This window comes from Rhizobium sp. P2_G2 (assembly GCF_056403555.1).
Window position 1 is genome coordinate 63,635 of record NZ_JBFUFF010000022.1, and the last position, 16,159, is coordinate 79,793.

Sequence of the window (16,159 nt, forward strand, 5' to 3'; positions counted from 1 at the left end):
GCGTTCATGGATCGCCGTCGCTCAGCGTAGACGCTTGCCGCTGCGGTCGAAATAGCGCGCCTGGGCGGGGTCGAAGCGCAGACTGACCGTCTCGCCGGGCTTGGCCTGGGTTCGGCGTTTTTCCGCCACCACCACCTCTCCCGAGGAGAGGGTGGCATGGATATAGGCGGTCGAGCCAAGATGCTCGATCACCTCGGCCGAGGCCGTCAAGCCGATACCGTCCTGCTCATCGAGATGTTCGGGACGGATGCCGACGCGGAAAGTATCGCCCGGTTTCAATGTGTCGGTGAGGCGAGGGGAGGGGAGGGAAATGCCGCCAAAGGTGAGCTGGTTGCCATCCGCAGAAACCGTGGCGTTGAAGAAATTCATCCGCGGCGAGCCGATGAAGCCGGCGACGAATTCATTGTCCGGGTCGTCGTAGAGATCGACAGGTGAGCCGATCTGTTCGACCTGTCCGGCGCGCAGCACGACGATCTTGTTGGCCAAAGTCATCGCTTCGGTCTGGTCGTGGGTGACGTAGATGATGGTATTGCCGAGCGTCTGGTGCAGCTTGGCGATCTCGACCCGGGTCTGGACGCGCAGTTCGGCGTCGAGATTGGAAAGCGGCTCGTCGAACAGGAAGACATCCGGGTTGCGGACGATGGCGCGGCCGATGGCAACGCGCTGGCGCTGGCCGCCGGAAAGAGCGGCCGGCTTGCGGTCGAGAAGTGCGGAGAGTTGCAGGATTTCGGCGGCGCGGTTGACCTTGGCATCGATCTCGGCCTTCGGGGCCTTGGCCATGCGCAAGCCAAAACTCATATTCTCGAACACGGTCATGTGCGGATAGAGCGCGTAGGACTGGAAGACCATGGCGACGCCGCGTTCGGATGGTTCGCGATCGTTCATCCGCTGGCCGCCGATCATCAGGTCGCCGCCGGTGATTTCCTCGAGGCCGGCGATCATCCGGAGCAGGGTCGACTTGCCGCAGCCGGATGGGCCGACGAAGACGGTGAACTCACCCTTTTCGATCGCCATCGACACGCCGTGGATCACCTTGGTCGCGCCGAAAGCCTTGGAAACATTGTTCAATTCGATCTGATGCATGGTATTCAACCCTTGACGGCGCCGGTGGCGATACCGTTGACGATGCGCCGCTGGAAGACGATGTAGATGATGACGATGGGCGCGGCGGCAATGACGATGCCGGCCATCAGCAGCGGAATATTGGTGGTGTATTCGCCCTTCAGCGCCGCGATGCCGACCATCAATGTGCGGTTTTTCTGCAGGACCAGCAGCGAGATCAGCACGTCGTTCCAGCAATAGAGCGTGTTGAGGATGCCGAGCGTGATCAGCGCCGGTTTGCCGAGCGGCAGCATCACATGCCACCAGATCTGGATAAGCTTGGCGCCATCCATGCGCGCCGCCTCCACCAGTTCGCGTGGCAGGCCGGAATAAAAGGCGGTCATCAGGTAGACGCAGAAGGGCAGGAAGAAGGCCGTATAGGAGATGATCAGGCCGATGCGCGTGTTGACAAGATCGAGTGCAATGATGGTGCGATAGAACGGCACGAGCACGACCTGCACCGGGATCATCAGCGAGGCCAGGACGACCATGAACAGCAGCTTGCGATAGGGAAAGCGCAGCATGGCGAAGGCAAAGCCGGCCAGCGACGAGACGGTCAGCAGCAGTGCCACGGCGCCTGCGGTACAGATCAGCGAATTCCAGAAATAATCGCCGAGATGCGAGCGGCTCCAGGCACTGATGAAATTGTTCAATGTCGGCTCGGTGACCACGGAGAAGCGGTTGAGGATATAGTTCTTGTCCGTCTTCAGCGCATTGTTGATGGCGAAATAGATCGGATAGAGGCAGGAGAGCGCAAGCAGCGCCATCGGGATCGAGGCGATCCGCAGAAGCGTCTTTTCGCGTTTGCCGGTGATTGCCATGATCGCCTCAGAGATTGGTATTGCGGGACATGATGCGGATCTGCAGATAGGCGAGGCCCGCCATGACCGCGAAGAGCAGCATGGAGATCGCCGCCGCATAGCCCGGCTGGTTCATCTTGCCCTGTTCGAGCCAGATCAAAAATTCCGGCAGCGCGGTCGACGTGCCGGGGCCGCCGGCGGTCAGCACATAGATCAGCCCGAACATCGAGGTCAGCGCGCCGATCGTGGTGACCACACCGACGAATTCGATGATCGGCCTGAGCACCGGGATGATCACGTGCCACCAGATCTGCAGCGGCTTGGCGCCATCGAGGCGGGCAGCCTCGGTGAGTTCCTTGGGTACGGTCGACAGGCCGGCGAGGAAGATCAGCAGGCTCATGCCGAAGGTCGACCAGAGCTGGACGGAGAAGAGCACGAACAGCGCTGTCTTGCCGGAGCCAAGCCAGTCGACTGGGATCAGACCGATGGCTTTGAGCATGGCATTCAAGCTGCCGTCGAAGCGCAGCACCATGTTGAAGATCGAGCCGATGATGACGGAGGAGAGCACGGCGGGGAAGAAATAGACCGCACGGAAGAATTTGCCGCCCGGCACGCCCTGGTGGATGAGGATGGCGAGAATCATCGGCAGCGCCACCCATACGGGGAGTGTCGCGATCAGGATCAGCGTGTTTTCCAGGCTGTCGCGGAAAGCAGAGTCATGGGTGATGGCGACATAATTGCCGAAGCCGATGAAGTTGAACTTGGTCATGCCGTCGCTGTCGAAGAAAGACAGGACGAAACCCCAGCCGAGCGGAAAAATGCGGAACACTGCCACCAGCAGGATTGCCGGAGCGATAAAAAGAAAGGCGATCCGTTTTTCCGCCGCGCTACCCAAAATGGTCATTCCTTGGTTAAGTTAGCCGGCTTATCATTGCAGGCCAGTCTGGTGATCATCCGGTTCTGTTGTCGGACTTTGTTCTCTATTGATGGCAGTCGTTTTCGGCATACCCCCCTCTGCCCTGCCGGGCATCTCCCCCTCAAGGGGGGAGATTGGCTGGAGGCGGGCTCCCCGCCTCATCCGAGACGTTGAGATCTGGGTGAGTGGCTGCCACTTGCCGATCTCCCCCCTTGAGGGGGAGATGCCCGGCAGGGCAGAGGGGGGTGCGCCACAGGCACAACCCTCACAACTCACTGACCACTGACTACCGACTCCTGACTAAGACTTATGCGCCTCAGCCTGCACATCATCCATGCGTTTCACAGCCTCGTCCACCGTCGTCTCACCATTCAGCAACAGCTGGCTCAACCGATGGATTTCCTCCAGCTCCTTCGCCGTCGCATTCGCATGCGCCGTCGGAGCACCCGAAACTGCCATCCATTTCAGGATATCGATCGCTGCCGGGCTCTTGATACCCTTGGTGTCGACCTTGGAGTTGGCCGCAATCGCACCGGCATCATTGAAGAAAATCTGCTCCAGCGGCGGCGAGGCCAGCAGCTTGGCGAATTCCACCGCAAGCGCCGCGTTCGGCGAGGACTTGTTGACACCATAGCCGATGCCGCCGGAGAGCGGGAATTTCGGCTCGCCTTCCTTCTTGTCGGAGGCGACGGTCGGGGAAGGCATGATAAACACGCCGTCATTGTCGGCGCCGAGCATGTCGTCGAACTGCTTCCAGTGGGCGACGTCGGAGATCAGACCGATCGTGTTGGCCGCCTCGCCGCGCATGAAACCTTCATATTCGTCCATGAACTTGGCCGTCGAATTGGCGCCCTGCGGGAACCAGCCGGCCTTGTTGGCGTCGACCCAGCTCTGCAGGATGGCCTTGACCGGTGCATCAGACCATTTCAGCTTGCCAGCGGCAAAATCGGCCTGCTCCTCAGCCGTCCACGATGTCGCGGCGATCGAGGAGAACCAGAATTCGATGCCAAAGCCTTCCTTGTTGCCCATGGCAAAGCAGGGCACCGCGCCCTTGGCCTTGATCGCATCGCAGACCTTGGAAAGTTCTGCCCAGGTATGCGGCGGCTTGGATGGGTCGAGGCCGGCGTCGGAATAGAGCTTCTTGTTGAAATAGATGACAAAGCCCTGGATGGAGAGCGGGATGGCGTAGCTGCCGCTCGCATCGGAAAACTCTTCCCAGCCGACCAGGTCCTTCTTGATATCGGCGATCTTGTCGTCGAGCTTCAAGAGCGCGCCGAAACGGGCCTTGGCCTGGGCGCCGCCATTCATCAGGAACAGGTCGGGGCCGGCATTCGACGACAGCGCCGTGCCGAGCAGGGTATAATACTGGTCATGCGGCTGCATGACATAGTTGATGGTCACGCCGGGATGGGCCGCTTCGAAATCGGTCTTGGCCTTGTCGTAATAGGGCTGGGCGAGCGGGTCGCCGGACTTCCAGTCCCAGACGGTGATTTCCTGCGCCCAGGCGGGTGCGGCGGCCAGCACGCTGCCGGCCATCAGAAATATTTTCAAGCTCATACGCATCGGTTTTCCTCCCTTGGAAAAGCTGGACGGTGCTCGCGGAGGCGGCCGTCAGAATATCGGTAGTCGCGGATTTTTCGGCGCGGGGCCGAGATCGGTGCGGTCCAGCAGCTCAGGCCGACCCCACTCGGCCCGAGCTGCTTCACTGAGCACCAGACCGTGCCCTGTCCGGTCCGGCGCATAGGCCCAGCCATCGGTGATCTCGATCGGCTGTTCGACGAGATGATCGAAATTCTGGAACGAATATTCGAGCCATTCGACCTCGGGCAGCGCGCAGGCCATGTGCACGCCCATTTCGAGGAAGGTGTTGCCCAAGCTGACCGGAATGGCCTTTTCAGCGGCGAACCAGCCGATCTTCATCACGTCACCCACCTGGGCATGGACATTGATGATGTCGGCACCCTCGGCTTCGAGCAGCGCCCGCTTGCCGGAGAGATCGAGATATTCGCCGGAATTGATCTGCGTCCAGGGCGCGGAGTTGCGCAGCAGGCGCAGGCCGGCAAAGTCGTTGCGCAGGATCGGGTCCTCGACCCAGAGGAGATCGATGCCGGTGGCGCGGATCGCCTCCATCTTCATCAACGCTTCCTTGGACGACCAGCCCTCATTGGCATCGACCATGACCTTGGAACCCGCCGGGATGACCTTCTTCAGGAGTTCGATACGATTGAGGTCGCGGGCGAAATCCTTGTGACCGACCTTGATCTTGAAGGCGGTGTAACCGACGCTCGCCGCATAGGCGAAGAGGGCAGAAAAATCCTTGTCGCTGAGGTGGAAATCGAGGCCAGAAGCATAGGCGCGGACCTTGTTGCGGGTGCCGCCCAGGAGGCGGTAGAGCGGCAATCCGGCTTCCTTGGCCGCCAAATCCCAGAGCGCAACCTGGATCGCCTCGTGAAAAGGCAGCGAGAAAGGTCGCTGATTGCCACCGCGCGGCCGCGAGACGCGATGCACGAGCCCGATGGCCGGCTGGCCCTGCAAACCAGGGAAGGCTTCGCTAGCGAAAACACGCTCGATCTCACTTTGCGCCGGCAGCGACGTAAAAAGGGTCTGGATAAAGCCCAGGCCGACCTGGCCGCTCTCGGAGATCAGCTCCAGTGCTGCTACATTCGCATCGTCCGCGCGCACCTGGCTATCGCCAATGACGCGATCGCGGGCGAACTGGAAGCGGGTGATACGGAAGGCTTCGATGCGCATGATTTAGCCGCTTGATAGATTAAAATGTTGAACTGATCGATCAGTTACCGTATCTAATATGGCAGCAATGGAAATTATGCAAGTGGCGCGCAAGACAAAAATCATCGAACTGATCGACGAACCGGTCCCGGCCCAGCGGCTGAGCGATCTCGCCTATGACCGTATCCTGGAAGCCTTGTTCGACAGGAAAGTGCAGGCAGGCGCCTTTGTCTCCCAGGGCGAACTCTCTGAAATCGTTGACGTTCCGGTAGCGCCCCTGCGCGATGCGCTGCGCGTGCTGGAGGCGGAGGGCATCCTCGCCATCCATCCACGATCCGGTATCCAGTTCGTCCGCCCCGGCTTCGAATTGACGCGGTCGACCTATCAATTCCGCTTGATCCTCGAGCGAGCGGCCGTTCGGATCTATGCCGAGCAAGGGGATGAAACTGAGATCTGGGACACCGGCCACCGCCATGCGGCGCTCATCGAGAGGATCGCAGCGCAGGGACTCGGCGAGACGGAGTTGCAGGAGATGGAGGCGCTGGAGAACCTGCTGCATAATGCAGTGATTGGTTCACTGCGCAATCCGCTGATCGAGACGAGCTACCGCCGCATGCATAATTACCTCCGCCTGCTACGGCTGGACCGGCGACTGACAGCGCCGATTGTGCTGAGGACGCTGAAGGAACATGTAGAGATCATCGAAGCCTGCAAGGCGCGCGATGCGGATCGGGCGGAAGCGGCGCTGGATGCGCATTTTCAGGCAGCGCTCCAGCGGAGCTTGGGGCTGATATAGGATAGATTGTCTTCCATCGCAGCAGCGCTGCTTTTAATGTTTTCAGACGCAAAAAACCCTTAGCTTTTGTCCGAGAGCTTTGTAATCATTGACGGCATTTGGTTGCAGGGCAGGATTTTCACCGGCGTCCTTCAGGTGGCATTGAGCACGAACACGATCTATAATCTTTTGGCACTTTTCAGGCACCTTGGTGCATCAGCGGCGACGGACAAACAACATGGATTTTTGCGTATTTTGCAACGCAGGGCTTGGCGACAATACCGTCCCCGAGCACATTCTACTGCAATCCATGGGTGGAAGGAAAACGACAGGGAAAGTCGTCTGCAATGCTTGCAATAATGATTTCGGCTCCGGGATCGACAAGGCGCTTGCGAAGTCTGTCGAACCAATCCGAAACATCGGAAACTTCAAATCTGGCAACCGACGGCCACCACCTATTATTCGTAACATTGAAGCCGGCAGCGATATTTTTGACCTGTTGCCCGGCGCAGTGCCAGCCCCTCAGATAAATAAGAAAATCATTATCAATTCGCTTGCCGATGGCGGAACCGAGCTTGCCATCCAGGCAAGAGATAGGGAGGAGTTCGTCCTATTGGTCGACGCAGCAGCGGCTAAGCTCAAACTGTCCGGCGCGCAGGCTGAAAAATTTAGAGCCGAAGCGTTGACATCGGCAACACTTCAATCGAGACCCGCTCCCAGTGTCGGGCTTCAAACATCATACGGAGATACCGACTCGCAGCGCTCGATGGCAAAGGCCTGCTTAGTGCTTTGGGCTGACTCGGTCGGAACCGCTGAAGTCCGTCTGCCGCGATACGATGTCATTCGTTCGTTCATTCGCGGGAAAGACGGGTCGGATATTGGGCAGGCTTTTATCTCCATTGACGCGCGCCCGCTTCCCCCATTCGGCGACAAATTTGGAAGTAACCCGAATGTCGTCTGGGTCGGCAGCAATTATGACGGACGTGTCATAGGTTATTTTCGTCTCTATGGCGCCATCGGATGGAGCATCGAACTTTCGGAGGGTGGTGCACCAGCCAATCGGTCATTTTGCCTGATCTCAAATCCTGAGGCACCTTCAATTTGGTCGGACGCCTCCAATGAAGCAAGCGTAGTCAACTTTGGTTGGGCGGCAGAGAAGCAAGACACATCGGATTTTGAAGCCGTAAAAACGTCTTTTGGAAAGCTTCTCGAAAACGCACATGAGCGATCTGTGAAGGGTTTGATCTCTGATGTCATTGCGGACGCGATCGACGAAACAGGAATGGTCATGGGCGAAGTCCCGTCAAAAGAACAATGGGATCAGTTTTCCCGGGTCACAGCCTGGAAGCTCTGTCATGCCCTGATGAAGCTGCCGTATACTATTCCGGTTAAGCTAAACAAGAAATCAGATTGAGCGAGAATGCTGCCCCGGCTATTTGGTGGACTTCAACTTCTGTCCCCAGCCGGAACCCACCTACATCTCCGGAATATTTTCCCGAAAAATCACCTGAATGCGCGGCACGCTGTATTCCAGCGGCGTATCGTTGATGGCGCTCAGCAGCGTCGCGATCGTCTCGCGCGCCTCCACCCGGGGATTCTGGTCGATGACCGCATCTATCGTCCCTGATAAGAGCAGCGTCTTGGACGTTTCCGTCAGCTCATGGCCGATGAAGATGACGGAATCCTTCCGACCCATCTCCTCCAATGCCCGGCCGATGCCGGAATTGCCGGCGCCGATATTGTAGATGCCGGCGAGGTCCGGGTGGCTTTTCAGCAGCGACAGCGTCTCGTCATAGGCGCGCTGGCGGTCGTCGCGGACTTCGCGCAGCTGCACGACTTCGAGATGCGGGAATTCCTCCGAGATGATGTGTCGAAAACCCATTTCGCGTTCCTCATGGCCGCGATAGGAGAGCGAGCCGGCAAACAGCGCGATCTTGCGTGGCTCGGACGAGGTCAGCAGGCGACCGAGCAGGTAGCCGCCGAGACGGCCGGCAGCGCGGTTGTCGACGCCGACATAGCGGGTCCGGAGCACATGGTGAATGTCGGAGACGAGCGTGACGATTTTCACGCCACGTTCGATCAGACGATTCATCGCGTCTCGCACTGCCGGGTGATCCTGGGCGATCAGCGCCACGCCCTGCGTCAAGCCCTGCAGCTCGATCAGCTTCTGCGCCAGTGATTGGGGATTGAAGCCTTCGACATCATGGATGTGAAAATCGACCTGATCGCTGGCGGCACATTGGCGCTCCAGTTGACGCCGCAGGTGGACGATAAAGGAATTCGTGCCGGTCGGCAGAACGAAATCGAGCTTGGTGCGACTGTCGTTGATCGGCTGGATATCGATATAGCCCAGCCGCCGGGCGGTATCCATGACGATGCTGCGCGTCCGCTCCTTGACGCCGGAGCGATTGTTGAGCACGCGATCCACCGTGGCGCTGGAGACGCCTGCTTCCCGGGCTACATCGATGAGGGTTGAGCGCATTGGTATGACTTGATTCGGTTCGACTGATGTTTAGGGATTAGAGACCGGCTGATATTGCGTGGCAACAAAGGAAACAAGCCTGCCAGCTCGTGCTGACGGGCTGTTGGCGATTTTACACGCCGTGTTCCGATTGCCGAAGGCCGGCTTACCGCCTAGTCACAAAATGATGTATTTTGATTGATATTCGCACTCCTCCAATCATCTCATCTTTGTACTGCGCAAAACGGCAGAAGATCGGCAAATCAGCATGAAAACATCTTTCTGCGTCGCTACACGCCTGAAAAACAACACTTTTAGCCAAAGATCCTCCCGGTTCCCGTTTTATTGCGTCATAGCTACACCAGATTGTCAATCAAAAATGACACGTACAGAAATCAAAACACATCAATAAATCCGTTGACAACAAATCAAAACACATCAGTATGCGGCACGAAGGGCTTGTGAGGATAAAATTGCCCTTAGGGAGGATTTCCAAGATGATCAGTTTTGACCGCATGTCGCGGCGCGGCTTTCTGTCCGCATCGACAAAATTGGCCGGCGTCACCGCTGCCGTCGGCATTGCCCCGCAGTTCATCCGTCCGGGCCGCGCCTTTGCGGCCGACAAGCTCGCTGACGGCATGGTCGGCGGCCCGACCGGGTTCGATGGCGCCGAGCGCTACCAGTATGGCGCCGACACGCCGGAAGGCCGCGCCATCGAGGCGGCCAAGCAGCTCAAGGCATCCGGCAAGGCCGACAAGATCGTGCTCGGTCTCTCGGACGGCTCGATCGGTCAGCTGACCAAGCCTTTCCCGGCCGGCGCGCCGTCGATCAAGGACCTTTGGGAGAAGGAAACCGGCATCACCATCGAGATCGTTGGCCTGCCGAACGGGCAGGAATTCACCAAGACGATGCAGGATATCTCCACCAAGGGCGGCGCCTACGACATCTATTCGACCGAGTGGAACCGCCTCGGCGACCTCGCCGAAACCGGCGGCATCATGGCGCTCGACGATTTCGTCGCCGCCCACAAGCCGGAATGGGACGACCCCAAGCGCGGCTATGTCAACGGCAAGGCCGGCGTGTCGCTGCTCAACCAGTATCGCGGCAAGACTTATGGCGTGTCGCTCGACGGCGACTTCCAGATCTGGAACTACCGCACGGACCTGTTCAACGACGAGACAGAGAAGAAGAATTTCAAGGCCAAGTATGGCTACGATCTCGCCCCGCCGAAGACCTGGAAGCAGCATGACGAAATCGCTGCCTTCTTCCAGCGCCCGGACCAGAAAATGTACGGCTCGACCGATCTCAGGAACCAGGGCTGGGGCTATACCAACTGGTACCAGCGCTACGTGTCGATGGGCGATCCCAATCAGTTCCTGTTCGCCGATGACGGCTCGCCGCTGATCAATTCGGATGCCGGCTTTGCCGCGACCAAGGAATATGTCGACTCGCTGTCGCATCATTCGCCGGACGCCATCTCCTGGGGCTGGCCGGAACAGTACGGCAATTTCGCCGCCGGTGGCGCCGCGATGACCTGCGCCTTCTCCAACCTGCCGAAATTCCTCGACAATGCCGGCAATACCGGCTCCAAGGTCACCGGCAAGATCGGTTCGATGCTGCCGCCCGGGCGCGAGATCAACGGCAAGCTGGTGCGCCGCACCGTGCTCTGGTTCTCGCTCACCGGCATGGTCTCGTCGCAGGCGAAGAACCCGGAAGCCGCTTATCTCTTGCTGCAATGGCTGGGTTCGAGCCGCATCTATTCGTGGATGACGGCCAATCCGGGCGGCTATTTCGACCCCTTCAGCCTCAACGATTTTTCCGATCCGCTCGTGCGCCAGACCTATCACGCCTACCACATGGACGTGGTGCGCGACTCCGTCGCCCGCACCGTGCCGACCATCAACTATCCGGGCGCCACCGCCTTCCACAACGCGCTCGATGAAAACCTGATGGCCGCACTGACCAAGTCGAAGACGGCCGAACAGGCCATGGCCGACACGGAAAAGCAGTGGAAACGCATCGCACGCCGCATCGGCGAAGATAAGCTCAACGAGGCGATCAAGGCCAACAAGGCGGCTTGGCCGACAGTGACTGACCCGATCGCCTGACCCGGAGAGAACCGGTGGGAGTGAGCGGATAACCGCTTGCTCCCACTTCTCCCCCTCGGGGAGAAGTGCCGAGCAAAGCGAGGCGATGAGGGGGCCACCCCACCCGGGAAGCCCCCTCATCCGGCCCTACGGGCCACCTTCGCCCCGAGGGGAGAAGAGGGAACAAGCGCCGACCACCAGCAATTTCTTAGACGCCTTGAGACACTGACTGAACAAATGAACCGCTCACCTCTCTTCGAAATCTTCCGCTACGTGGCGATCGTGCTCGCTGTCGCGGTGACGCTCGTGCCGATCGCCTGGATGGCCTCCATGGCCTTCAAGCCGATCGCCGAATGGTCCGCCGCCGGCTCCGACCTCACCTGGTGGCCGAAGAATCCGACGCTCGACAATTTCCGTTTCCTGTTCGGCAATTCGACCAATGACCTGATCGTCGCGCTCGACAAGACCGCCGCCAAGCCCATTCTGTCCTCGCTGCTCTCGGCCGTGTTCGGCACGCTGATCGCCATGAGCGCCGGCACGGCCGCTGCTTACGGCCTGTCGCGCTTCGGTTCCGGCCAGAACCTGCCGCTGGCGCTGATCCAGCTGCGCCTCTTCCCGCCGATGGCGGTGATGATCCCTGTCATGATCATGTGGGCCTTCCTCGGCCTGATGGACACCTGGTGGGGTCTGGCGCTGATTTATGGCATCGTCACGCTGCCCTTCGCCTTCTGGCTGATGAAGACCTTTTTCGACGATATGCCGCGCGAGATCGAAGATGCGGCGCGTGTCGAAGGCTGCTCGCGTTTCCGCGTCTTCACTCGCATCACCCTGCCGATGATGCGCGCACCACTGGCGAGTTCGGCCCTGTTCGTCTTCATCCTCAACTGGTCGGACTATCTGATCGGCCTGTTGCTGACCAATCGCGACTGGGTGACCATCCCCGTCTATATGAGTTCGCTCTCCTCCTCGATGACCGGCCAGCTCTATGGCGCCAAGGCGGCTCTCGGCCTGATCGCGGCGATCCCGCCCGTCATCATGGGCATTGCCATCCAGAAACATCTGGTGCGTGGTCTGACCTTCGGAGCGCTGAAGCAATGACCGATGCCGTCACCCTTCCGGTCGCTCCGGCGCAGCCTGTCAAGGCCRACAAGGAAAGCCGCCGTCTTGGGTTCCGCCTGACGCTGCCGGCGCAGATCCTGGTTCTGTTCATTTCCGTCTTTCCGCTGCTGATGCAGCTTTATATCTCGATGACCGACTGGTCGCCGCTCGACGGCACCGGCTGGTGGGATGCCTACAAATCCTGGAACACCTTCGCCAACTATACCGACCTCGCAGCGGATGGCCGCTTCTGGGACGCGCTTGGCCGCACGGCGCTGGTCATGGTGGTCTGCGTGCCCGCGGAATTCCTGCTCGGCTTCGCCCTGGCGCTGCTGTTCATGGACGATTTCCGCGGCAAGCGGGTGTTCTATTCCATCCTGCTGATGCCGATGATGGTCGTGCCCGCGGTCGCCGGCTATATGTTCTTCATGCTGTTCCAGTCCGGCGGGCCGGTCAACAACATCATCTCGCACCTGACCGGCGCGACCTTCAGCCTCGCCTGGCTTTCCAGCCCCGACTGGGCGCTGGTGGCGGTGATGCTGGCCGATATCTGGCAGTGGACTCCGCTGATGTTCCTCATCCTGCTTGCCGGCCTGTCGGGCGTGCCGGATGATCAGCTCAAGGCCGCCACCCTGCTCGGCGCCTCCTGGCCGCAGCGCTTCCACACCATCATCCTGCCGAAGATGAAGACCATCATCATCATCGCACTGGCGATCCGGGTGATCGAGAATTTCAAGATCTTCGATACGCTCTACATCATGACCGGCGGCGGCCCGGGTGTCGCGACGGAGACGATCTCGGTCTACATCTACAAGATCACCCAGCAGGATCTGATCTGGGGCTATGTCGCAGCCATCGCGCTCGCCATCCTCATTGTACTGTCCATCGTGGTCAACATCGCCATCAACCGCATGAACAGAGCGAGGCTGGCTGTATGACCTCGATCCATCTCGAAAACCTGACCAAGAGTTTCGGTGCCTTTCAGGCGCTGAAGACCATGGACCTGAAGATTGCCGACGGCGAGTTCGTGGCGCTGCTCGGCCCTTCCGGCTGCGGCAAGTCAACGACCATGAACATGATCGCCGGCATGGAAGAGCCGACTTCCGGCCGCATCCTGTTCGATGCCCGCGACATGAACGGTGTCGCCATGGGCAGGCGTGGCGTCGGCTTCGTCTTCCAGAACTACGCGATCTTCACGCATATGAATGTTTACGACAATCTCGCCTATGGCCTGCGCGTGCGCAAATTGCCGGCCGCGGAAATCGACCGCCGGGTGAAGGCGATTGCCGATTTCCTGCAGCTCGGGCCGCTGCTCAAGCAGCCCTCGGCGAAACTCTCGGTCAACATCCTGCAGCGCCTGGCGATCGGCCGCTCGGCCATCGTCGAACCGGCGATCTTCCTGCTCGACGAGCCCTTGTCGAATGTCGACGCCGCCTTCCGCGCCGTCATGCGCACCGAGCTCAAGCATCTGCAGCGGCAGTTCAAGCAGACCATGGTCTATGTCACGCATGACCAACTCGAAGCCATGACCATGGCCGACCGCATCGCCGTGATGGACCATGGCGTGATGCTGCAGGCCGGCGCCCCGGTCGAGGTTTACAACAATCCGAACAACACCTTCGTCGCCGGCTTCCTCGGCTCGCCGGGCATGAACCTGATCAAGGCTGAATTGATCGAGAAAGCCGATGGCATCCATGCCGAACTCGGCGAGTTCGGGACGTCCGAAGTGCTGGACGCAGCGTTGACCCGGGCGGCGAAAAAGGCAGCGAGCCGGTCGGTATTTTACGGCTTCCGTCCGGAACAGGCGTCGCTTGCGGCAAGTGAAAGCGGCCTGCCGGTGTTCTTCGTCGAGCGCATCGGCGCCCGCACCATCGTGCATCTCGGCCGTGACAAGGCAACGATCAAGGTCGTGCTCGACAATGACAACGGCCTCGAAGCCGGCATGAAGGCCAGGCTGACGGTCAATCCGGGCGCGGTCAGGCTCTTCGATGCCGAAACCGGCCGCGCGATCAGGGAGGCTTGACCATGGCTGGTATCACGTTCCGCAATGTCAGCAAGCGGTTCGGCGACACGGTTGCCGTCAACAATGTGTCATTCGATATCAAGGACAACGAGTTCTTCTGCCTGTTCGGCCCGCCGCTTTCCGGCAAATCGACCATCCTGAAGATGATCCTCGGACTGGAGACCCCGGACAGCGGCGAAATCCTGCTCGGCGGCAAGCCGGTCAACGCTATCGGCCCAGCCGAACGCAACGTTGCCATGGTATTCCAGAACCTAGCGCTCTTTCCGCACATGAAAGCGCTCGACAATGTCCGCTTTCCGCTCGTCGAGCGGAAGGTGCCGGAAGACAAGATCAAGGCGCGCGTCGCCGAAGTGTCGGAAAAGCTGCATATCGGCCATCTCCTGCACAAGCTGCCGGCGCATCTCTCCGGTGGCGAACGGCAACGCGTCGCCATTGCGCGTGCGCTCGTGCGCGATCCCGCCGCCTATCTGATGGACGATCCGATCTCGGCCTTGGACGCCCGGCTGCGCGAGGAAACCCGCGTCGAGCTGAAGCGCATCCAGCGCGAGCTCGGCCATACAATGGTCTATGTCACCCATGACCAGGAAGAGGCGATGTCGATCGCCGACCGCATAGCGATCCTGGAAGAGGGCAGCATCCGCCAGACCGGCCAGCCGTCGGAAATCTACGACCATCCCGCCAGCCAATATGTCGCGCGCCTCCTCGGCTCCCCAGCAATCAATCTGCTCGACCTCGTCGGTACGACGGCGGGGGAGGGGACAATCCAGCTGGGCAGCGTGCCGGATGGCGCCAGCGGCATCGGCATCCGCCCGGAGGATCTGAAGGCCGAGCCCTGGGGCGAGGGCAGGACCGGTGCGCCAGCCACGGTCTATGAAGTCGAACCACTCGGCGGCTTCACCGTCGTCACGCTTTCGGCCGGTGACAAAAAGCTCAGGTCGCTGATGCGCGGCCAGCCGCAGATTGCCGTGGACTCCAAGGTCGCCCTGACCTGCGATCCGCGCCACGTGCATTTTTTCAAGCCGGACGGACAGGTGCTCGCGCCCGCCACAGCCGGAGCATAGGGAGGAGGAGAACATGGCAGACGCCAAGGGTTTCAAGCCGGATGTCGACGTCCGGGTCAGGGAATACAGGATCGGTGCCATCGGCGCCGGCATGATCATGGCCGAGTGCCATCTCGCCGCCTATAAGGAAGCAGGTTTCCCGGTCGTGGCGATCGCCTCGCGCACCAGGGCCAATGCCGCCAAGGTGGCCGTGCGCTGGGGCATCCCGAAGGTCCACGACACGCCGGAAGAACTGATCAAGGACACCAATGTCGACATCGTCGACCTGGCTTTCCCGCCGGACCAGCAGCCGGCTTTGATCCGCGCTGCGCTGAAGGAGCCGCACATCAAGGCTATCCTGGCGCAGAAGCCGCTGGCGCTGTCGCTCGACGAAGCCAGGAAGCTGCGCGACGAAGCCAAGGCCGCCGGCAAGATCCTGTCGGTCAACCAGAACATGCGCTACGACCAGTCGATGCAGGTGCTGAAGCAGATCCTCGACAAGGGCGAGCTCGGCGATATCGTCATGGCAACGATCGACATGCGCGCGATCCCGCACTGGCAGACATTCCTCGAAGAATTCGACCGGCTGACGCTGTCGAACATGAGCGTCCATCATCTCGACGTGCTGCGCTTCCTGTTCGGCGATCCCGAAGAAATCTACTGCGCCACCCGCACCGATCCGCGCACAAAGTTCAAGCACAAGGACGGCATCACCGTCTCGACTATCAAGTTTCCCGGCAACGTGCTGGCCGTGTCGATGGAAGACGTCTGGGCCGGCCCGCGCGAGGAAGGCTTCGATAGCGAGTTCTATATCCACTGGCGCGTCGAGGGCACCGATGGCGTGGCGCATGGCTCGATCGGCTGGCCGAACGGTGCCGCCTCGACGCTCACCTACGCTTCGAAGAAAACCACGGGCGGCAAATGGGTGACGCCGACCTGGGAGACGATGTGGTTCCCGCATGCCTTCATCGGCGTGATGGAGCAGCTGCAATATGCCGTCAAAAGCGGCACGACACCGGTGCTCAACGTCGCCGACAACGTCAAGACCATGGCGCTCGTCGAAGCGGGCTATCGCTCCATGGACGAGGGCCGGGCCATCAAACTTTCCGAAATCGCAATCTGAGACAT

At 60.1% G+C, this 16,159-nt stretch carries 14 protein-coding genes; 8 read left to right on the forward strand and 6 right to left on the reverse strand.

The window, feature by feature from the left end; genetic code table 11:
* Positions 1-21: 21 nt before the first annotated feature.
* From AC1D06_RS17725 to AC1D06_RS17745, 5 genes are all read right to left on the reverse strand, one after another.
* Positions 22-1,083, reverse strand: coding sequence for an ABC transporter ATP-binding protein (locus tag AC1D06_RS17725; protein ID WP_477987243.1), 1,062 nt, complete (start codon positions 1,081-1,083; stop codon positions 22-24).
* Positions 1,084-1,088: 5 nt separating this feature from the next.
* Complete coding sequence (locus AC1D06_RS17730) at positions 1,089-1,922, reverse strand: carbohydrate ABC transporter permease (protein ID WP_477987244.1); 834 nt, start codon at positions 1,920-1,922, stop codon at positions 1,089-1,091.
* 7 nt (positions 1,923-1,929) lie between these two features.
* Complete coding sequence (locus AC1D06_RS17735; RefSeq protein ID WP_477987246.1) at positions 1,930-2,805, reverse strand: carbohydrate ABC transporter permease; 876 nt, start codon at positions 2,803-2,805, stop codon at positions 1,930-1,932.
* A 312-nt stretch (positions 2,806-3,117) separates the two neighbouring features.
* Entirely contained in the window at positions 3,118-4,380 is a 1,263-nt protein-coding gene (locus AC1D06_RS17740; protein ID WP_477987247.1) for an ABC transporter substrate-binding protein, read from the reverse strand.
* 48 nt (positions 4,381-4,428) lie between these two features.
* Positions 4,429-5,568 (reverse strand): mandelate racemase/muconate lactonizing enzyme family protein, encoded by a 1,140-nt coding sequence (locus tag AC1D06_RS17745; RefSeq protein ID WP_477987248.1) that lies wholly within the window; start codon positions 5,566-5,568, stop codon positions 4,429-4,431.
* 82 nt (positions 5,569-5,650) lie between these two features.
* On the opposite strand from AC1D06_RS17745, the gene AC1D06_RS17750 reads away from it, so the two are divergent.
* Together AC1D06_RS17750 and AC1D06_RS17755 are read left to right on the forward strand one after the other, a co-directional pair.
* Entirely contained in the window at positions 5,651-6,343 is a 693-nt protein-coding gene (locus AC1D06_RS17750) for a GntR family transcriptional regulator (protein WP_477987249.1), read from the forward strand.
* Positions 6,344-6,560: 217 nt separating this feature from the next.
* Entirely contained in the window at positions 6,561-7,736 is a 1,176-nt protein-coding gene (locus AC1D06_RS17755; RefSeq protein ID WP_477987250.1) for an HNH endonuclease, read from the forward strand.
* A gap of 60 nt (positions 7,737-7,796) precedes the next feature.
* Here AC1D06_RS17755 and AC1D06_RS17760 read toward each other — a convergent pair whose 3' ends face one another.
* Entirely contained in the window at positions 7,797-8,804 is a 1,008-nt protein-coding gene (locus AC1D06_RS17760; protein ID WP_477987252.1) for a LacI family DNA-binding transcriptional regulator, read from the reverse strand.
* Positions 8,805-9,280: 476 nt separating this feature from the next.
* Between AC1D06_RS17760 and AC1D06_RS17765 the strand changes: the two genes are divergently transcribed.
* From AC1D06_RS17765 to AC1D06_RS17790, 6 genes are all read left to right on the forward strand, one after another.
* Positions 9,281-10,891: an extracellular solute-binding protein gene (locus AC1D06_RS17765; RefSeq protein WP_477987254.1), complete on the forward strand. Its 1,611-nt coding sequence runs from the start codon at positions 9,281-9,283 to the stop codon at positions 10,889-10,891.
* Between the two features lie 216 nt (positions 10,892-11,107).
* A complete protein-coding gene (locus AC1D06_RS17770) occupies positions 11,108-11,968 on the forward strand; it encodes a carbohydrate ABC transporter permease (RefSeq protein WP_477880640.1) in 861 nt (286 codons plus the stop codon).
* Positions 11,965-12,906, forward strand: a complete 942-nt coding sequence (locus AC1D06_RS17775; RefSeq protein ID WP_477987255.1) for a carbohydrate ABC transporter permease — start codon at positions 11,965-11,967, stop codon at positions 12,904-12,906. Before AC1D06_RS17770 ends, AC1D06_RS17775 begins: the two co-directional genes overlap by 4 nt.
* A complete protein-coding gene (locus AC1D06_RS17780; protein ID WP_477987256.1) occupies positions 12,903-13,991 on the forward strand; it encodes an ABC transporter ATP-binding protein in 1,089 nt (362 codons plus the stop codon). Before AC1D06_RS17775 ends, AC1D06_RS17780 begins: the two co-directional genes overlap by 4 nt.
* A 2-nt stretch (positions 13,992-13,993) precedes the next feature.
* On the forward strand, positions 13,994-15,052 hold the full coding sequence (locus AC1D06_RS17785) for an ABC transporter ATP-binding protein (protein ID WP_477987257.1): 1,059 nt from the start codon (positions 13,994-13,996) through the stop codon (positions 15,050-15,052).
* Between the two features lie 13 nt (positions 15,053-15,065).
* On the forward strand, positions 15,066-16,154 hold the full coding sequence (locus tag AC1D06_RS17790; RefSeq protein ID WP_477880647.1) for a Gfo/Idh/MocA family protein: 1,089 nt from the start codon (positions 15,066-15,068) through the stop codon (positions 16,152-16,154).
* Positions 16,155-16,159: the final 5 nt, after the last annotated feature.

Coding starts and splice junctions, on each gene's coding strand:
- AC1D06_RS17725 (WP_477987243.1), bottom strand. CDS start 1,083: ATGCATCAGATCGAATTGAACAATGTTTCCAAGGCTTTCGGCGCGACC.
- AC1D06_RS17730 (WP_477987244.1), bottom strand. CDS start 1,922: ATGGCAATCACCGGCAAACGCGAAAAGACGCTTCTGCGGATCGCCTCG.
- AC1D06_RS17735 (WP_477987246.1), bottom strand. CDS start 2,805: ATGACCATTTTGGGTAGCGCGGCGGAAAAACGGATCGCCTTTCTTTTT.
- AC1D06_RS17740 (WP_477987247.1), bottom strand. CDS start 4,380: ATGCGTATGAGCTTGAAAATATTTCTGATGGCCGGCAGCGTGCTGGCC.
- AC1D06_RS17745 (WP_477987248.1), bottom strand. CDS start 5,568: ATGCGCATCGAAGCCTTCCGTATCACCCGCTTCCAGTTCGCCCGCGAT.
- AC1D06_RS17755 (WP_477987250.1), top strand. CDS start 6,561: ATGGATTTTTGCGTATTTTGCAACGCAGGGCTTGGCGACAATACCGTC.
- AC1D06_RS17760 (WP_477987252.1), bottom strand. CDS start 8,804: ATGCGCTCAACCCTCATCGATGTAGCCCGGGAAGCAGGCGTCTCCAGC.
- AC1D06_RS17765 (WP_477987254.1), top strand. CDS start 9,281: ATGATCAGTTTTGACCGCATGTCGCGGCGCGGCTTTCTGTCCGCATCG.
- AC1D06_RS17770 (WP_477880640.1), top strand. CDS start 11,108: ATGAACCGCTCACCTCTCTTCGAAATCTTCCGCTACGTGGCGATCGTG.
- AC1D06_RS17780 (WP_477987256.1), top strand. CDS start 12,903: ATGACCTCGATCCATCTCGAAAACCTGACCAAGAGTTTCGGTGCCTTT.
- AC1D06_RS17785 (WP_477987257.1), top strand. CDS start 13,994: ATGGCTGGTATCACGTTCCGCAATGTCAGCAAGCGGTTCGGCGACACG.
- AC1D06_RS17790 (WP_477880647.1), top strand. CDS start 15,066: ATGGCAGACGCCAAGGGTTTCAAGCCGGATGTCGACGTCCGGGTCAGG.